This window comes from Aeromonas lacus, from assembly GCF_000764665.1.
In the GTDB taxonomy this organism is placed as follows: domain Bacteria; phylum Pseudomonadota; class Gammaproteobacteria; order Enterobacterales; family Aeromonadaceae; genus Aeromonas; species Aeromonas lacus.
On record NZ_JRGM01000134.1, the window covers coordinates 14,227 to 31,219 of the forward strand.

The 16,993-nt window shown below is 58.7% G+C and carries 19 protein-coding genes; 16 read left to right on the forward strand and 3 right to left on the reverse strand.

Going from position 1 to position 16,993, the window contains the following annotated elements; translation table 11 throughout:
* Positions 1-23 precede the first annotated feature (23 nt).
* Together LG31_RS0110855 and ubiU are read right to left on the reverse strand one after the other, a co-directional pair.
* Complete coding sequence (locus LG31_RS0110855) at positions 24-896, reverse strand: U32 family peptidase (protein WP_033114491.1); 873 nt, start codon at positions 894-896, stop codon at positions 24-26.
* A gap of 13 nt (positions 897-909) precedes the next feature.
* The gene (ubiU, locus tag LG31_RS0110860; protein WP_033114492.1) at positions 910-1,905 is read right to left on the reverse strand and encodes a ubiquinone anaerobic biosynthesis protein UbiU; all 996 of its coding nucleotides are present in this window, start codon (positions 1,903-1,905) and stop codon (positions 910-912) included.
* Between the two features lie 190 nt (positions 1,906-2,095).
* On the opposite strand from ubiU, the gene ubiT reads away from it, so the two are divergent.
* The gene (gene ubiT, locus LG31_RS0110865) at positions 2,096-2,629 is read left to right on the forward strand and encodes a ubiquinone anaerobic biosynthesis accessory factor UbiT (protein ID WP_084059597.1); all 534 of its coding nucleotides are present in this window, start codon (positions 2,096-2,098) and stop codon (positions 2,627-2,629) included.
* Here ubiT and LG31_RS0110870 read toward each other — a convergent pair.
* Complete coding sequence (locus LG31_RS0110870; protein WP_033114494.1) at positions 2,582-2,998, reverse strand: UbiA prenyltransferase family protein; 417 nt, start codon at positions 2,996-2,998, stop codon at positions 2,582-2,584. The two genes, ubiT and LG31_RS0110870, sit on opposite strands and share 48 nt — an antisense overlap.
* A 186-nt stretch (positions 2,999-3,184) precedes the next feature.
* On the opposite strand from LG31_RS0110870, the gene trmJ reads away from it, so the two are divergent.
* From trmJ to ispG, 15 genes are all read left to right on the forward strand, one after another.
* Positions 3,185-3,910, forward strand: coding sequence for a tRNA (cytosine(32)/uridine(32)-2'-O)-methyltransferase TrmJ (gene trmJ, locus LG31_RS0110875; RefSeq protein ID WP_033114495.1), 726 nt, complete (start codon positions 3,185-3,187; stop codon positions 3,908-3,910).
* Positions 3,911-4,002: 92 nt separating this feature from the next.
* Complete coding sequence (gene iscR, locus LG31_RS0110880) at positions 4,003-4,506, forward strand: Fe-S cluster assembly transcriptional regulator IscR (protein WP_033114496.1); 504 nt, start codon at positions 4,003-4,005, stop codon at positions 4,504-4,506.
* Positions 4,507-4,559: 53 nt separating this feature from the next.
* Positions 4,560-5,774, forward strand: a complete 1,215-nt coding sequence (locus LG31_RS0110885; protein ID WP_033114497.1) for an IscS subfamily cysteine desulfurase — start codon at positions 4,560-4,562, stop codon at positions 5,772-5,774.
* A 37-nt stretch (positions 5,775-5,811) separates the two neighbouring features.
* On the forward strand, positions 5,812-6,195 hold the full coding sequence (iscU, locus tag LG31_RS0110890; RefSeq protein WP_033114498.1) for a Fe-S cluster assembly scaffold IscU: 384 nt from the start codon (positions 5,812-5,814) through the stop codon (positions 6,193-6,195).
* Positions 6,196-6,210: 15 nt separating this feature from the next.
* A complete protein-coding gene (gene iscA, locus LG31_RS0110895) occupies positions 6,211-6,534 on the forward strand; it encodes an iron-sulfur cluster assembly protein IscA (RefSeq protein ID WP_033114499.1) in 324 nt (107 codons plus the stop codon).
* 9 nt (positions 6,535-6,543) lie between these two features.
* Complete coding sequence (hscB, locus tag LG31_RS0110900) at positions 6,544-7,062, forward strand: co-chaperone HscB (RefSeq protein WP_033114500.1); 519 nt, start codon at positions 6,544-6,546, stop codon at positions 7,060-7,062.
* 28 nt (positions 7,063-7,090) lie between these two features.
* Positions 7,091-8,938: a Fe-S protein assembly chaperone HscA gene (gene hscA, locus LG31_RS0110905; protein WP_033114501.1), complete on the forward strand. Its 1,848-nt coding sequence runs from the start codon at positions 7,091-7,093 to the stop codon at positions 8,936-8,938.
* Position 8,939: 1 nt separating this feature from the next.
* On the forward strand, positions 8,940-9,278 hold the full coding sequence (gene fdx, locus LG31_RS0110910; RefSeq protein WP_033114502.1) for an ISC system 2Fe-2S type ferredoxin: 339 nt from the start codon (positions 8,940-8,942) through the stop codon (positions 9,276-9,278).
* A gap of 150 nt (positions 9,279-9,428) precedes the next feature.
* Positions 9,429-10,733 carry an aminopeptidase PepB gene (gene pepB / locus LG31_RS0110915; RefSeq protein ID WP_033114503.1) on the forward strand — a complete coding sequence of 435 codons (1,305 nt, stop codon included), beginning with the start codon at positions 9,429-9,431 and terminating at the stop codon, positions 10,731-10,733.
* Positions 10,730-12,013: an aminopeptidase PepB gene (pepB, locus tag LG31_RS0110920; protein ID WP_033114504.1), complete on the forward strand. Its 1,284-nt coding sequence runs from the start codon at positions 10,730-10,732 to the stop codon at positions 12,011-12,013. The genes pepB (LG31_RS0110915) and pepB (LG31_RS0110920) overlap by 4 nt, the downstream gene beginning before the upstream one ends.
* A gap of 267 nt (positions 12,014-12,280) precedes the next feature.
* Complete coding sequence (gene ndk / locus LG31_RS0110925; protein WP_033114505.1) at positions 12,281-12,709, forward strand: nucleoside-diphosphate kinase; 429 nt, start codon at positions 12,281-12,283, stop codon at positions 12,707-12,709.
* Between the two features lie 168 nt (positions 12,710-12,877).
* Positions 12,878-13,981, forward strand: coding sequence for a dual-specificity RNA methyltransferase RlmN (gene rlmN / locus LG31_RS0110930; RefSeq protein ID WP_033114506.1), 1,104 nt, complete (start codon positions 12,878-12,880; stop codon positions 13,979-13,981).
* An 11-nt stretch (positions 13,982-13,992) separates the two neighbouring features.
* On the forward strand, positions 13,993-14,784 hold the full coding sequence (gene tapF, locus LG31_RS0110935) for a PilW family type IVa pilus biogenesis/stability lipoprotein TapF (RefSeq protein ID WP_152598379.1): 792 nt from the start codon (positions 13,993-13,995) through the stop codon (positions 14,782-14,784).
* Entirely contained in the window at positions 14,774-15,739 is a 966-nt protein-coding gene (gene rodZ, locus LG31_RS0110940) for a cytoskeleton protein RodZ (protein ID WP_033114508.1), read from the forward strand. Before tapF ends, rodZ begins: the two co-directional genes overlap by 11 nt.
* A 10-nt stretch (positions 15,740-15,749) precedes the next feature.
* Positions 15,750-16,865: a flavodoxin-dependent (E)-4-hydroxy-3-methylbut-2-enyl-diphosphate synthase gene (ispG, locus tag LG31_RS0110945; RefSeq protein WP_033114509.1), complete on the forward strand. Its 1,116-nt coding sequence runs from the start codon at positions 15,750-15,752 to the stop codon at positions 16,863-16,865.
* Positions 16,866-16,993 lie beyond the last annotated feature (128 nt).

The window sequence follows — 16,993 nt, forward strand, 5'->3', positions numbered from 1 at the left end:
TTTTGTTTTTGCGTGGGTTGCGTTTACTCCACTAGGCTCATGCCGGGGATCTGGCGCCAGTAGCCGTTGCACTCGCTACCCTGGTGCAGGGGGAGGGGCGCGTCACCTTGCTGGTTGGCCTTGAAGCGAGCCAGCATCTCCAGCGTCTCCATTCCTTGTGGGGAGAGACGTACCACATCCACCAGACCTGCCATCCCGGCCAGATCGTTGCCCAGGTTATAGCAGTAACCGGACTGGGTCTGGATACCGTTGAGGTTAAAGACGCGTTGCCCCTCGCGGCTGTTGGCCAGTCGCCCGGTGGGGTAGTTGATGCAGGCGAGTTCGCAGTTGTCTTTCGGCTTGTCGAGAGAGCGGGCGGTAAAGCAGCGTGCCGAGTAGGCGAGCGGCAGGTGGCCGTAGGCGAACACCTCTACTTCGAACAGCTGGCGCGTCGCCCCCAGATCCTGCTCAAGCTGGACCAGCCAGTCCCGTGAAAGCTCCACCGGCATGACCCAGCGCTTCATCCCCTGTTTGAGCAGCATGCGCAACACATCGGCATTGTAGGCGTTGATGGCCGGGCCACAGACAAATGGAAGGTTCGCTTCATGGGCAAGCTGGACTGTGCCCAGATCGTTGGCTTCGACCATCAGATCGCCATTGTCGACCAGCCGTTTCACCTCTTTCAGCTCGGAGGGGGCAGAGATGAGCGCCAGCGTCGAGAGCACCACCTGTTTGCCGGAGCTCGCTACCTCGCGGGCGAGGGAGATCCAGTCATCGACTTTCAGTTCGCGTCGCTTGCTGCAGACGGTTTCCCCGAGATAGACGATATCTGCTTCGCTTTGGGCTGCGGCGCGGTAAAAGGCTTCGGTATCGGCTTTGGACCAGTAGAAGAGCAGGGGCCCGAGAGAGAAGTTCATGGATAGGGGCTCCTTATTGCCACTGACGATGATAGGCGCCAAGGGTAGTCTGGCTACCTTCGGAAACACGGGCGAGCTGGGCATCCCATTCGGCTTTGACCTGATAGGCCTCGGGATTGGCCTGATAGGCGTCGATGGCGGCGCGCCATACCCGAGTTACTTGCTCCACGTAGGCAGGGCTGCGCTGACGACCCTCGATCTTGACCGACTGGATACCGGTCTGGAACAGCTCGGGCAAGAGACCCAGGGTATTGAGACTGGTGGGCTCCTCCAGCGCGTGGTAGGTCTGGCCATCCACTTCGAAACGCCCCTTGCACAGGGTCGGGTAGCCGGCATTTTCGCCCGGGCCGTAGCGGTCGATCAGCACCTCGTTGAGTCGTGATTCGAGGCCGTTCGGGGTCTCTTCCCAGCGCACGAATTTGGCCGGCGAGCAGGCGCCGACGGTATTGGGGCTCTCGCCCGTCATATAGGAGGAGAGGTAGCAGCGCCCCTCGGCCATGATACAGAGACTGCCAAAGGCAAAAACCTCAAGGCCGACATCGGTCTCGCGGGCCAGCTGTTTCACCTGATGCATGGAGAGCACCCGTGGCAGCACCACCCGTTTGACATTGAACTGCTGCTGATAGAAGCGGATTGCGGCAGCATTGGTGGCGCTGGCCTGCACCGAGACATGCAGCTCCATGTCGGGATAACGGCGGCTGGCATAATCGAGCACGGCAAGGTCGGCAATAATGAGAGCATCGGCACCGAGAGCCACCCCGCGGTCGACCGCCTGCTTCCAGCGGGTATCGGCACCAGGATGGGCGAAGGTATTGATGGCGATATGGAGTTTGCGATCATGCTGATGCACATAATCTACCGCCTTCTCCAGCTTGCTGTCGGTAAAGTTGAGACCGGCAAAGTGGCGGGCATTGGTGTCATCCTTGAAACCGATATAAACGGCATCGGCCCCGTTATCCACGGCGGTTTTCAGTGCCGGCAAACTGCCTGCCGGACAGAGTAATTCCATTGGTACGCTCCGAGAGTGCATATGAAGGGCAAACGAGCCCTGATTGTATGCACCGTCGCCCCTTGGCTTTTTGACCTGAGGCAGCTTTGTGTGGCTTTCCCCATCTTGACCCAACTCTGCACAAGTTTGATTTCCAACAGGATCTTGCCGGCATCCCTGTGCTTGAATGCGCAAAACAAAGGAGTCCATCGTGTTTCAACAACTGCAACGTCGCCTGGTCGAGCAGGCGCCCCGTCTCTTGCGTCATCCGCTAAAGCTGGTTCCCTTCAAGCTGCAAAAGCAGCTGATGGAGAGCTTGCTGGCGCGGGTATTCAAGGAAGCCATCGCGGATGGCGATTTCGAATTCCTGGCAGACAAGTGGCTGAAAGTAGAGGTCACCGATCTGGAGCTCTGCTGGTATATCAGCGAGCAGAGCGGTCAACTGGTCGTGGCAAAAAGCTGCGAGCAGGCCGATGTCTGTTTTAGCGGCACCGCCAACGATCTGATCCTGATTGCCGGTCGCAAGGAGGATCCTGATGCGCTCTTCTTCCAGCGCAAGCTGAAGATTGAAGGCGATACCGAGCTGGGGCTGGAAGTGAAAAACCTGATGGACAGCCTGGATATCGATGGGCTGCCAGTGCTGATGAAGTACCCCCTGATGGATCTGGCCACCTTTATCGAGCAGGCTCGAACTGAATCAGCGCAGACTCCGGTTCAGACGGCGGCGGGCGGGATCCCGTCGTAAGTGAATCGTCACGCCGTGGGCATGGCGGCGGTAACGGTGCCGTGCCCAAAGGCAGTGACCAGCCCACAGACAAGGCACCAGTGCCAGCAGGGCCTGTGGCGCAGGCAGCTGTGCCATGGCCATTCCCAGCGCGAGCCAGCCAAAGGGCTGGGCTTCATAAAGCCATTCCGGTTGCAGCCAGCGTTTGGTTGGAAAGATGATGAGGTCGGTGCGCCGGTAGCTGGATCGCATCATCCAGGTGACTGCGCCGGCGATATACAAGAGTGCACCTGCAAACCAGAGTAGGGGCTGGTTACCGAGGGTGATAATGGCAGTGGCCGCCAGCAGATAGAGGCTGGGCAATTTCTCGTAGATAAACTGAGGAAGCATAGCCGGATCTCTCCTGTGAACTATTCCACATATCCATTAAGTCTAGTTTTTCTTCCTCCTTGCCTCATGCCGGTTTGTTATACCAACGCCCGCTTTTGTTCTGAAATGGGATGCCTTTAACGGTGCCAAAATAGCGCTCTCTTATGTTATAATTGCGCGCCATTTTTGACTGAAGATTGATAGGGCATGTTGGATCAGATTCGTATCGTTTTGGTAAATACCTCTCATACCGGCAACATGGGGTCTGCGGCGCGGGCCATGAAGACCATGGGGCTCACCCAAATGGTACTGGTTGATCCGCAAGCTTTACCGGATGGCAATGCCAACGCCCTTGCCGCAGGTGCCAGCGACATTCTGGCCAATGCCCGTATCGTCTCGACCCTCGATGAAGCCATCGCTGACTGTGGTCTGGTGATTGGCACCAGCGCACGCTCCCGTACTCTGAGCTGGCCTATGCTCGATCCCCGCGAAGCGGGCAAGATGGCGGTAGCCGAAGGGATGAAGCATCCTGTTGCGCTGGTTTTTGGTCGCGAGCGAACCGGCCTGACCAACGACGAGCTGCAGAAGTGCCACTACCACGTGGCCATTCCGGCCAACCCCGAATACAGCTCCCTCAACCTTGCTATGGCGGTACAGACCCTCTGTTACGAAGTGCGGATGCACTGGTTGCAGGGGCAGGAAGAGGTTGCTGAAGAGATGGCTCAGGATTACCCCAGTGCCGAACAGCTGGAGGGGTTTTACCAGCACCTGGAGCAGACGCTGCTCAAGACCGGTTTCATTACCGACGATCATCCGGGGCAGGTGATGAACAAGTTGCGCCGCCTGTTCAACCGGGCTCGTCCGGAGTCGGTTGAGCTCAATATTTTGCGGGGCATTCTTACCTCGGTGCAAAAGACGAGACCGCAGGGCTAAGCCTGACTGGATTACTCAACTATATACTTGACTGATTTGGTCGGGTATGTGACCATGTGCCCATTGAATTGGTTCGCAAGACGGTAAGGCACATGAGACTGACTTCAAAAGGACGTTACGCTGTAACCGCCATGCTCGACGTGGCGTTGCATGCAGAGCAGGGGCCCGTCCCCCTTGCCGATATTTCCGAGCGTCAGGGCATCTCCTTGTCCTATCTCGAGCAGCTCTTTGCCCGCCTGCGCAAACATGGTCTGGTGAGCAGTGTGCGTGGCCCGGGCGGCGGTTACCGCCTCGGCATGGCGCCGGACGAAATCTCGGTCGGTCAGGTGATCACCGCGGTCGATGAGTCGGTCGATGCCACCAAGTGCCTCGGCAAGGGCGGCTGCCACGGCGGTACCCAGTGTCTGACGCACTCCCTGTGGCGTGATCTGAGCGAGCGGATCTCCAGCTTCCTCGGGGATATCACCCTGGCCGAGCTGGTACGCCAGGCCGATGTGCGCCGGATTGCCGGCAAGCAAGATGAACAAATGAAGACCGTGTTGTCCCTGGTTGAACGGGCAGAACACGGCGATGTGAGCTTGAAAGTCCAACTATAAACGTGCTTTCCACAGCGGGACTCTGTATGACCCGGACTGTGACGGAGAAAAACATGAAACTGCCTATTTACCTTGATTATTCGGCAACCTGTCCGGTGGACCCGCGTGTCGCAGAAAAAATGATGCAGTGTCTCACCATGGATGGCCTGTTTGGCAATCCGGCTTCCCGTTCTCACCGTTTTGGCTGGCAAGCCGAAGAGGCGGTAGATCTGGCCCGTAATCAAGTGGCAGAGCTGATCGGTGCCGATCCGCGCGAGATCGTCTTCACCTCCGGTGCGACCGAGTCTGACAACCTGGCAATCAAGGGTGTAGCCCACTTTTATGCCAGCAAAGGCAAGCACATCATCACCTCGAAGACCGAACACAAAGCGGTGCTCGACACCTGCCGCCAGCTGGAGCGTGAAGGCTTCGAGGTGACCTATCTCGAGCCGATGCCCAATGGTTTGTTCACCCTCGAGATGATCGAAAACGCCATGCGTGACGACACCATTCTGGTGAGCCTGATGCATGTGAACAATGAAATTGGTGTGATCCAGGATATCAAGGGGCTGGGCGAACTGTGCCGCTCCCGCAAGATCCTGCTGCACGTCGATGCTGCCCAGAGCGTGGGCAAGGTCGAAATCGACGTTGAAGCGATGAAGATTGACCTGCTCTCTCTCTCCGCCCACAAGATTTACGGCCCGAAAGGGATCGGTGCGCTCTACGTACGCCGCAAGCCGCGCGTACGTATCGAAGCCCAGATGCACGGTGGCGGTCATGAGCGCGGCATGCGTTCCGGCACCCTGCCGACTCACCAGATCGTCGGCATGGGTGAAGCCTTCCGTATCGCCAAGGAAGAGATGGCAAGCGAGCACGAGCGCGTGATGACCCTGCGTCAGCGTCTGTGGGATGGCCTGAAAGATATCGAAGCCGTTTACCTCAACGGTGATCTGGAGCAGCGTGTTTCCGGCAACCTCAACGTCAGCTTTGCCTATGTGGAAGGGGAATCCCTCATCATGGCGCTCAAGGATCTGGCGGTCTCTTCCGGTTCTGCCTGTACCTCTGCCAGCCTGGAACCCTCCTACGTGCTGCGTGCGCTGGGTCTGAACGACGAGCTGGCTCACAGCTCCATCCGTTTCAGCATCGGTCGCTTCACCACCGAAGAAGAGATTGACTACGCGGTCAAGCTCATTCGTGACTCCATCGGTCGCCTGCGCGAGATGTCTCCGCTGTGGGAGATGTACAAGGATGGCGTTGATCTGAACACGGTCGAATGGGCTCATCACTGATTACTTCAGTGAGCAACAGAATTAGCAGGAGTTAGATATGGCTTACAGTGAAAAAGTAATCGACCACTACGAGAATCCGCGCAACGTCGGTGGTTTTGACAAGAATGATCCCAGCGTTGCAACCGGCATGGTGGGTGCACCTGCCTGTGGCGACGTGATGAAGCTGCAGCTGAAGATCAGCGAAGAGGGCATCATCGAAGATGCCAAGTTCAAGACCTATGGTTGCGGTTCTGCCATCGCCTCCAGCTCCTTAGTGACCGAATGGGTCAAGGGCAAGACGCTGGACGAAGCGGCTGGCATCAAGAACACCGACATCGCTGAAGAGCTGGCTCTGCCGCCGGTGAAGATCCACTGCTCCATTCTGGCCGAGGATGCCATCAAGGCCGCCATCGCCGATTACAAGCAGAAGAAAGGTCTCTAAGCGCCGGAGAGCAGTATGGCTATTACCATGACAGATGCCGCCGCGGCACGGGTTTCCTCTTTTCTGGCCAACCGGGGCAAGGGCATTGGCCTGCGCCTCGGCGTCAAGACTACCGGCTGCTCGGGCCTTGCTTATGTGCTCGAGTTTGTCGATGAACTGACCGGAGAAGATCAGGTATTCGAGCAGCAGGGCGTCAAGATTATTGTCGATGCCAAGAGCCTCATCCATCTGGATGGCACCGAGCTGGATTTCGTCAAAGAGGGGCTCAACGAGGGCTTCCAGTTTAACAACCCCAATGCCAAAGGCGAGTGTGGTTGTGGCGAAAGCTTCAGTGTCTAAGAGGATTGCATGAACCATTTCGAGCTGTTTGGGCTGGTTGAAGGCTTCGAGCTCGATACCCGGCAGCTGGCCGACACCTACCGTCAGCTGCAGACCCAGTTTCATCCCGATCGTTTCGCCACTGCTCCCGAGCGGGAGCAGCTGGCTGCGGTACAGCGTGCCGCCCAGATCAATGACGCATTCACCACCCTCAAGGCGCCGCTGCGCCGTGCCGAATATCTGCTCTCTCTGCGTGGTACCGATATTCGTGGCGAACAGCAGACCCTGCAAGACACGGCTTTTCTGATGCAGCAGCTTGAATGGCGCGAGCGTCTGGCCGATCTGAAAGGTGACGCTGACCCTGAGCGCGCCATCAAGGATTTTCGCAGCGAGATCAGGCATGATCACCAGCTGTTGATGCAGCAGCTGGCCGACTCGCTTGCCACTGGCAACGATCCTGTCGCCGCCGACTGCGTTCGCAAACTCAAGTTTGTCGACAAGCTCCTCGAAGAGCTGGAACGATTCGAAGACTCGCTCCTCGAGTCTTGATCCTTTAACGCTGGAAGTCTCATTACCCATGGCATTACTGCAAATAGCCGAACCCGGCCAGAGCGCTGTACCCCATCAGCACAAGCGTGCCATCGGCATCGATCTTGGTACCACCAATTCTCTCGTCGCTGCAGTGCGCAGCGGTCAGGCCGCCACTCTCAGTGATGAACAGGGGCGCGACCTGCTCCCCTCTGTCGTTCACTATCAGGCAGATGCAATCCGGGTGGGCTTCGATGCCAAGCGTGAAGCGGCGCTCGACCCTCACAATACCATCGTCTCGGTCAAACGGATGATGGGCAAGGCGCTGGCCGATATCGATACCCGCCAGCAGCCTTATCAATTCGTGGCAGCCGACAACGGCATGCCGCAGTTGCAGACCCGTCAGGGGCTGGTCAACCCGGTCCAAGTGTCGGCCGAAATTCTCAAAAAACTGGCCGAGCGCGGCGCCCAGACCCTGGGTGGCGATCTCGATGGTGTGGTCATCACCGTGCCCGCCTATTTTGATGATGCCCAGCGTCAGGGCACCAAGGATGCGGCCCGTCTGGCCGGTCTGCATGTGCTGCGTCTGCTCAACGAGCCGACCGCCGCAGCCATCGCCTATGGCCTAGACTCCGGTCAGGAAGGGGTTATCGCGGTTTATGACCTGGGTGGCGGCACCTTCGATATCTCTATTTTGCGTCTACACCGCGGTGTATTCGAAGTGATGGCGACCGGCGGTGATTCCGCTCTCGGTGGCGATGATTTCGATCATCTGCTGGCTGACTGGATTAAAGATCAAGCCGGTTTGACCGGCGAGCTGGATGCCCGTCTGCAGCGTGAGTTGCTGGATGTGGCTGCCGCCGTCAAACACGGTCTGACCGATGCCGACAGTGTTCCCTACACCTTTGCCGGCTGGCAGGGCTCGGTGAGCCGCAGCAAGTTTGATGAGCTCATCGCGCCGCTGGTGAAACGCACTCTGCTGGCTTGCCGCCGCGCCCTGCGCGATGCGGGTCTCGAGCAGGTGGAAGTGCTGGAGGTGGTGATGGTGGGGGGCTCCACCCGGGTGCCGCTGGTGCGCGAGATGGTGGGCGAGTTCTTTGGTCGCACGCCGCTCACCAGTATCGATCCCGACAAGGTTGTGGCCATCGGCGCTGCCGTTCAGGCTGATATTCTGGTGGGCAACAAGCCAGATGCCGAGATGCTGCTGCTGGACGTCATCCCGCTCTCCCTGGGTCTTGAGACAATGGGCGGCCTCGCCGAGAAGGTGATCCCGCGCAATACCACCATACCGGTGGCCCGCGCCCAGGAGTTCACCACCTTCAAGGATGGCCAGACTGCGATGGCCATTCACGTGGTACAAGGTGAGCGCGAGCTGGTAGCCGATTGCCGATCCTTGGCCCGTTTTACCCTGACCGGTATTCCGCCGATGGCCGCTGGTGCCGCCCATATTCGTGTCACTTTCCAGGTGGATGCGGATGGTCTGCTCTCGGTCAGCGCCATGGAGAAATCCTCCGGCGTGCAGGCCGAGATCCAGGTCAAGCCCTCTTACGGGCTGGCAGAGGAGGATATCCTCAACATGCTGAGCGCCTCCATCGAGCATGCTCAGCAGGATATGGATGCCCGCATGCTGGCAGAGCAGCAGGTCGAGGCCGACCGGGTGGTCGAGAGCCTGAATGCTGCGCTGGCTGCCGATGGTGATGCACTGCTCAATGCGGCAGAGCGCGCCGAAATCGACGGCGCCATCGCCCATCTGCTGGCCATGCGTCAGTCGGGGAGTACCAACCAAATCAAAGAAGCCATCGAGGCGGCGGATGCTGCCAGTGGCGAGTTTGCAGCCCGCCGGATGGATGCTTCCATCCGCAAGGTGCTGACCGGACAAAACGTCAACAAGGTGTAATATGCCAAAACTGATCATTCTTCCTCATCCCGTGCTCTGTCCGGATGGCGCCGCCCTTGAAGGTGAGAGCGGCGAGACCATTCTGGATGTGGCGCTGCGCAACGGCATCGAGATTGAGCATGCCTGCGAGAAGTCCTGTGCCTGCACCACCTGCCACTGTGTGGTGCGTGAAGGCTTCGACTCCCTCGAGCCGAGCGACGAGCTGGAAGACGACATGCTGGACAAGGCGTGGGGGTTGGAGCCGGAATCCCGCCTCAGCTGCCAGGCCAAACTGGCTGATGAGGATCTGGTGGTGGAGCTGCCCAAGTACACCCTGAACCTCGCCTCTGAACGCCATTAATTACACACAAGTGAATTGCACGTGCAGCATCCATCGGTGCTTCAGTGATATGGTGAAGGCCGTGACCCCTTTGGGGCACGGCCTTTTTTGTATTCGTTCTTACCTGTTTGCGCATTAAAACAGTGCCAGTAAAAAAGGAAGCAAGAGAAGATGGCTGACATGATGAAGGTAGGGTTGTCCACCCAGGCTGCGGCCGCTCACTGGGGCGAGGGTGCCCTGCTCAGTTTCAATGGCGATGAAGCCACTATTCACCTCGGCGCTCTCTCTATTGAGAAAGAGGTGCTACGCGCCGTGCAGCGTGCAGCCCGTCGCCTCGAGTCGAGCGGGATCAAGCGGGTTGCGCTGGCCGGTGAAGGCTGGGATCTGGAGCGTCGCTACGCGTTCGCCCAGGGTTTCTACGCCGCCAAAGGAGCCCGTGAACTGGATTTCGGCCAGCAGAGCGACGCGGATGCCCGCGAACTGGATGCGCTGCTCAAGGCGGCCCGCTGGGTGCGCGAGATCACCAATGGTACCCCGGAGGAGATCTACCCCATGAGTCTGGCGGAGTCGGCGCTGCTGCTGATCCGCGGTCTGGCTGGCGACAAGGTGACAGCCCGCATCACCGCTGGTGAAGCGCTGCGCGAGTCAGGCCATATCGGGATCTGGTCGGTGGGCCGTGGTAGCGAGCGCGAGCCGGTGCTGCTGGAGCTTGACTACAACCCGACCGGTGATCGCAACGCCCCGGTCGTTGCTGCGCTGGTGGGCAAGGGGATCACTTTTGACTCCGGTGGCTACTCCATGAAGTCCTCTGACAACATGCTGCCGATGAAGTCCGATATGGGGGGGGCCGCCATGGTGACTGGTGCGCTGGCGCTGGCCATCAGCCGTGGTTTGAACCAGCGGGTGAAGTTGATCCTCTGCTGCGCCGAGAACCTGGTATCGGGCCACGCATTCAAGCTGGGCGACATCCTCACCTACAAGAACGGCATTTCGGTCGAGATCCAGAATACCGATGCCGAAGGGCGTCTGGTGCTGGCCGATGGCCTGATGGCGGCCTCTGACAGTGGCGCGGCCTATATCCTCGATGCCGCCACCCTGACCGGTGCGGCCAAGATGGCGCTGGGCCGCGACTACAATGCGGTGTTCGCCCTCGATGAAGCCGAGCAGGCCCGCACGCTGGCCGCCGCCAAAGCGGAAAACGAGCAGGTTTGGGCGCTGCCGCTGGAGCCCTGGCATGCTGGTCAGCTCACCTCGGCCTTTGCCGATCTGGGCAACGTTGCTTCGGCTGAAGGGACAGCTGGTGCCACTACGGCAGCGGCCTTCCTCTCCCGCTTTGTGCGTGATGAGGGTAAGGGTTGGGTACACCTGGATCTGGCCGCTTCTTACCAGAAAGCGGGCAACGATCTGTGGGCGACCGGTGCCAAGGGCCATGGCCTGCGCACTATCGCCCGCTGGCTGCAGGAGGTGAGTGCATGAACGTCTGGTTGAGCCGGGAATTGGCCCCTGCCGAGTGGGGGGAGGGGGCGCTGCTCTCGCACCGCGCCGATGGCATGGTGATCCATCTGACAACGACCAATGCCCTGCTGGATATCCAGCAAGCGGCACGTCGTCTCTGCCAGCAGGGGATCCAGAAAGTGACGCTGGCTGGCCATTGGGAGCGGGAGCAGCAGTGGGCCTTTGCCCAGGGCTTGCAAACCCCCAAGGCTGAGGTGCAACTGCAGTGGGCCATGTCCTCCGAAGAGGACAGAGAGGAGCTGGAAGCACGCTGGCTCTGTGGCCGCTGGGTGCGGGAGATGACCAATGCCACGCCGGAGCAGCTGGGGCCGCTGGAGCTGGCGGTTGAAGCCGCCTCCTTTATTACCGAGCTGGCACCGGACAAGGTGAGCCACCGTATTCTCAAGGGTGAAGCGCTGCAACAAGCGGGCTGGGTCGGCCTCTATCAGGTGGGCCGCGGCAGCGAGCGCGAGCCGGTGCTGCTGGAGCTCGACTTCAATCCGGGGCGGGATCCCAAGGCGCCGGTAGCAGCGGCTCTGGTAGGCAAGGGGATCACCTTTGACTCCGGTGGCTACTCCATGAAGAGCTCCGAGGGGATGCTCACCATGAAGTGCGACATGGGCGGCGCCGCAATCGTGACCGGCGCATTGGCGCTGGCCATGCTGCGAGGGCTCGACAAGCGGGTGAAGCTCATCCTCTGCTGCGCCGAGAACCTGGTCTCCGGTCATGCCTACAAGCTGGGGGACATCCTCACCTACAAGAACGGTACCACGGTCGAAATTGTGAATACCGATGCGGAAGGACGGCTGGTGCTGGCGGATGGCCTGCAGCTGGCGAGCGACTCCGGCGCACCGCTGATCATTGATGCCGCGACCCTGACCGGTGCTGCCGTGATGGCGCTGGGTGGACGTTACAACGCCCTGTTTGGCCTCGACAAGGGGCTGGTGAGCCGGGCCATGGCGTACGCCGATGCAGAGCAGGAACCGGCCTGGCCACTGCCGCTGGAGCTCTGGCACCGCCAGCAGTGTCCTTCCCACTATGCCGACACGGCTAACAGCCGTCCGGTCAAGGGGGGCGGACCGGGTGGTGCCTCCAATGCTGCGGGCTTCCTCTCCCGTTTCGTCGGCAATGAAGGGGAGGGCTGGCTTCACATCGATCTGGCTGCCTGCTTCAGTGACAACGGCGATAGCCTGTGGGCACCAGGGGCCAATACCCTGGGGATGCGTACCATAGCGCACACGCTGCTGGCAGAAGTGCTTTAAGCATAACAAGGCACCTTCGGGTGCCTTGTTACCGATGGTTGAATAGTGAGCAAAAGATGGCTTTTTGCTGGCTTAAGGAGACTATCGTGCGCAAGCGCACATATTTTCCCGCTCTGCTCGGTCAAGATGAGTATGAATGTTGAATGCAGGGGAGTGATGTTTAATAAAAAGTTGCTTGTTTGTGTGTTTTTCCGGTTTTTGTTTACGTATAATCGCCAGCGAACATGGATTCTAACAATAAAACACTGTAGTTAAGGAAAGATATCAATGGCCATCGAACGTACCTTCTCTATCGTCAAGCCGGATGCTGTCAGCAAGAACCTGATCGGTGCCATCTATAGCCGTTTCGAAAGCGCAGGCTTGAAGGTGGTGGCATCTAAAATGCTGCGGATGAGCAGCGAGCAGGCAGCCGGTTTCTATGCCGAACATCAGGGCAAGCCTTTTTATGACGCACTGGTCAGCTTCATGACTTCCGGCCCCGTCATGGTACAGGTGCTGGAAGGGGAAGATGCCATCCGTCGCAACCGTGAAATCATGGGCGCAACCAACCCGAAAGAGGCGTTGGTCGGTACCCTGCGTGCCTGCTACGCCGAGAGCATCGATCGCAACGCCGTGCACGGCTCCGATGCACCGGCTTCCGCTGCCCGTGAAATTGCCTACTTCTTCTCTGACAACGAGATCTGCCCGCGCGGCTGATTTTCGTGGATGATGACCCAAGGGAGCCTCGGCTCCCTTTGTTGTTTTGGTCGTTCTGCCAATATCCCTCTATTCTCCAGGTGGAAAGCCGCACCCATAATTTGTACAATGCCGCCCCCTGACGTCGTCAGCCAATAATTGATTGAAGTGTTTGAACCGAGGCCATTGATGAGCGAAACAAAAATCAACCTGCTGGATCTTGATCGGGATGCCATGCGTGCCTTCTTCGTCGAACTGGGCGAGAAGCCGTTCCGGGCAGATCAGGTCATGAAGTGGATCTATCACTTTGGTTGTGATGATTTCGATCAGATGACCAACGTCAACAAGGTGCTCAAGGAGCGCCTGAAGGCGATCGCCGAGATCAAGGCGCCCGAGATCAGCCGCGAGCAGCGCTCTTCCGATGGCACCATCAAGTGGGCGCTGCAGGTGGGCGATCAGGAAGTAGAGACTGTCTACATCCCGGAAGATGATCGAGCGACCCTCTGCGTCTCCTCCCAGGTAGGCTGTGCGCTGGAGTGCAAGTTCTGCTCCACAGCTCAGCAAGGCTTCAACCGCAACCTGAAAGTATCCGAGATCATCGGTCAGGTGTGGCGTGCTGCCCGTGTCGTGGGTGGCAAGCGTCCCATCACCAACGTGGTGATGATGGGAATGGGTGAGCCGCTGCTCAACCTCGCCAACGTGGTGCCGGCCATGCGCCTGATGATGGATGACTACGGCTTTGGCATCTCCAAGCGTCGCGTCACCATCTCCACTTCCGGTGTGGTACCTGCTCTCGACATGCTGGGCGACCAGATCGACGTGGCACTGGCCATCTCTCTGCACGCACCGAACGACAAGTTGCGTTCCGAGATCATGCCGATCAACGACAAGTACAACATCGAGGCCTTCCTCGCTGCGGTTCGTCGCTATCTGGGCAAATCTAACGCCAACGGCGGTCGGGTGACCGTCGAGTATGTGCTGCTCGATCATATCAATGACGATATGCAGCATGCTCATGAGCTTGCCAAAGTGCTCAAAGATACCCCGAGCAAGATCAACCTGATCCCGTTCAACCCCTTCCCGGGCAACCCCTACGGCAAGCCGAGCAACAGCCGTATCGATCGCTTCTCCAAGGTGCTGATGGAGTACGGTTTCACCGTGATCGTCCGCAAGACCCGTGGTGACGATATCGATGCCGCTTGCGGCCAGTTGGTAGGCGATGTGATTGACCGCACCAAGCGCACCATCAAAAATCGGATGCAACAGGATGGGATTTCCGTCAAAATGGTTTAATTGCTAAGCCATTGTATAGACAGGGAATGGATACACGTACATTGATGGTAGTGGCAGCGCTTAGTGCGCTGCCTGGTTGTGTGACCGAGACCACTTACGCTGGCCAGAACTCCACCCAGCGTGAGTCGGGGCCCGATCTGAAGGCTGCGGCCCAGACCCGCATCGATCTCGGTATTCAATATCTGCAGCAGGGCAATGCCGAACAGGCCAAGTTCAATCTTGATCGTGCCCTCAAATATGACCCCTCCAATCCAGCGGTTCAGATCGGCTTCGCCTATTTCTATCAACAGGTCGGTGATTTCAAGGCGGCAGAGACCAGCTACAAGAACGCCCTCGCCATGGATCCGTCCAATGCTGACGCAATGAACAACTATGGCGCCTTTTTGTGTGACCGCGGCCGCTATGACGAGGCTGACAAGGCGTTCAACCAGGCTGTTATTCAGCCAGGCTACGTGAAAATTGCCGATACCTATGAAAATGCTGCACTTTGCGCCCAGCAAAATCATAGAAATGATAAAGCAAGCGAGTACTATCGCCTGGCCTTGGGGTATAATCCCCGCAACCCAAGGTTATTGCTGGACTTGGCCGAGCTTTCCATGAAAGATGGCAAGCTGCCTGATGTGCAGTCCTACCTCGCCCGTTTTGCCGATGTGTCAGACGAGAACGAGGACAGTCTCTGGTTGAGATTGCGGCTTGCACAGGCAATGGACAAACCGGCATTACTCCACCAATTCGGGAATGAGCTGGTAAGGCAATATCCCACTTCGCAACAAGCCAAGCGTTATTTAGCCAATGACTACTGAACAGCAACACGATTTTCAAGACGACACCCAGGCAGTGGGCCCAGGCCAGCTGCTGCGCAACGCCCGTGAACAGCTCGGCTGGACACGAGAACAGGTTGCGTCCCGCATTCACCTTCGTCTGACCCTGATTGCCGCTATCGAATCGGATACGTACGACAAGCATACGTCTCATACCTTTATCCGGGGCTATCTGCGCACCTACGCCAAGCTGGTGGGGATCCCGGAAGAGACCATTCTTGCCGCCTACGACAAGCTGGGTCTGACTCCGCCCGACAATATCGACATGCAGAGCTTCTCTCGCCGCTCCCGTCAGCAGGCGAGCGACAGCCGTCTGAAAGTGGTGACCTGGCTGGTGATCCTGGTGCTGATTGCGCTCTCCGTTGCCTGGTGGTGGCAGAGCACGACGCGCCGCTCCGCCGGGGATGAGGCGCTGGCTGCTACCGAAATGAGTACCACCGCAGCGCCAACTGCCGACACCGCAACCGTTGCAGTGGCAAATGATGCAACTGCGCCGGCTCAGGATGTCTCTGCCGCGGCAGCGACCATCGTTGCCCCGACCGCTGCTGTTTCCGACGCGGCTGCCACCCTGGCTCCGGCTTCTGCTGCCGTGGCATTGACCGACGCCAGCGGCGCCGTCAGCACTGTGGCCGATGTTGCCGCCTCCGGTGCCACTGCGACCGAATCTGAAGAGACTGCCGTTGATCCGGCAACTGCGCCGCAACTCAAGATGAGCTTTACCGCCGACTGCTGGCTGGATGTGAAGGATGCCAAGGGCAAGACTCTCTTCAGCGGTCTGAAGAAGGCAAATGACGAGCTGGTACTGGAAGGTGCCGAGCCCCTGAAGTTCATCATTGGCGCGCCGATGGCGGTCAAGCTCGACTACAAGGGCAAGTCCTTTGATATGAGCCGTTACAACAACGGCCGTACTGCCCGCTTCTCACTGCCGCAGGAGTAATCTGTTCGTCATGTCCGCACACGAATCTCCCATTATTCGTCGTAAATCACGGCAGATCATGGTTGGCAATGTACCGGTAGGGGGCGATGCCCCCATTACGGTGCAGACCATGACCAATACCAAGACCACTGATGTCGCCGCCACTGTCGAGCAGATCCAGCGGATTGAGCGGGTCGGGGCAGATATCGTTCGGGTTTCCGTGCCCACCATGGAAGCGGCGGAAGCGTTCAAGCTGATCAAGCAGCAGACCCGTATTCCCATCGTTGCCGATATCCATTTTGACTATCGTATCGCCCTGAAAGTGGCCGAGTATGGCGCTGATTGCCTGCGCATCAATCCGGGCAACATCGGCAACGAGCAGCGTGTTCGCTCTGTTGTAGATTGCGCGCGTGACCTCAATATCCCGATCCGCATCGGGGTCAATGGCGGGTCGCTGGAGAAGGATATTCAGGAGAAGTATGGCGAGCCGACCCCTGAGGCACTGGTGGAGTCCGCCATGCGTCACGTGGAATATCTCGATCGCCTCGATTTCCAGAACTTCAAGGTGAGCGTCAAGGCCTCCGATGTATTCCTCGCCGTGGGTGCCTACCGCCTGCTGGCCAAGCAAATTGAGCAGCCGCTCCATCTGGGCATCACCGAAGCGGGCGGTTTCCGTGCCGGTGCGGTGAAGTCCTCCATTGGTCTTGGCATGCTGCTGGCTGACGGTATTGGCGACACCCTGCGCATCTCGCTGGCGGCCGATCCGGTAGAGGAAGTGAAGGTCGGTTTCGACATCCTCAAATCCCTGCGGATCCGCTCCCGTGGCATCAACTTCATCGCTTGCCCCTCCTGCTCCCGTCAGGAGTTCGACGTCATTGGCACTGTCAATGCGCTGGAAGAGCGGCTCGAAGACATCATTACCCCGATGGATGTCTCCATCATCGGCTGTGTGGTGAACGGGCCGGGCGAAGCACTGGTTTCCGATCTCGGTCTTGCCGGTGCGGCCAACAAGAGTGCCTTCTATGAAGGGGGCCAGCGCGTTGACCGGCTCGACAACAAGGATCTCATCCCGACCCTTGAGCGCCGCATTCGTGCCCGCGCCGCCATGCTGGACCCGGTTAACCGGATCCTGGTGGACAAGGATTGAACGGACAGGGGCCACTTCGGGTGGCCCTCTTTCCAGGTGACTGATTTTACACCCCGCTTGCGGATTCCCTGATTTTACCTCGGGGGTGAAAATCCCTATAATGCGGCCAAATTTTACCTCTTTTTCTC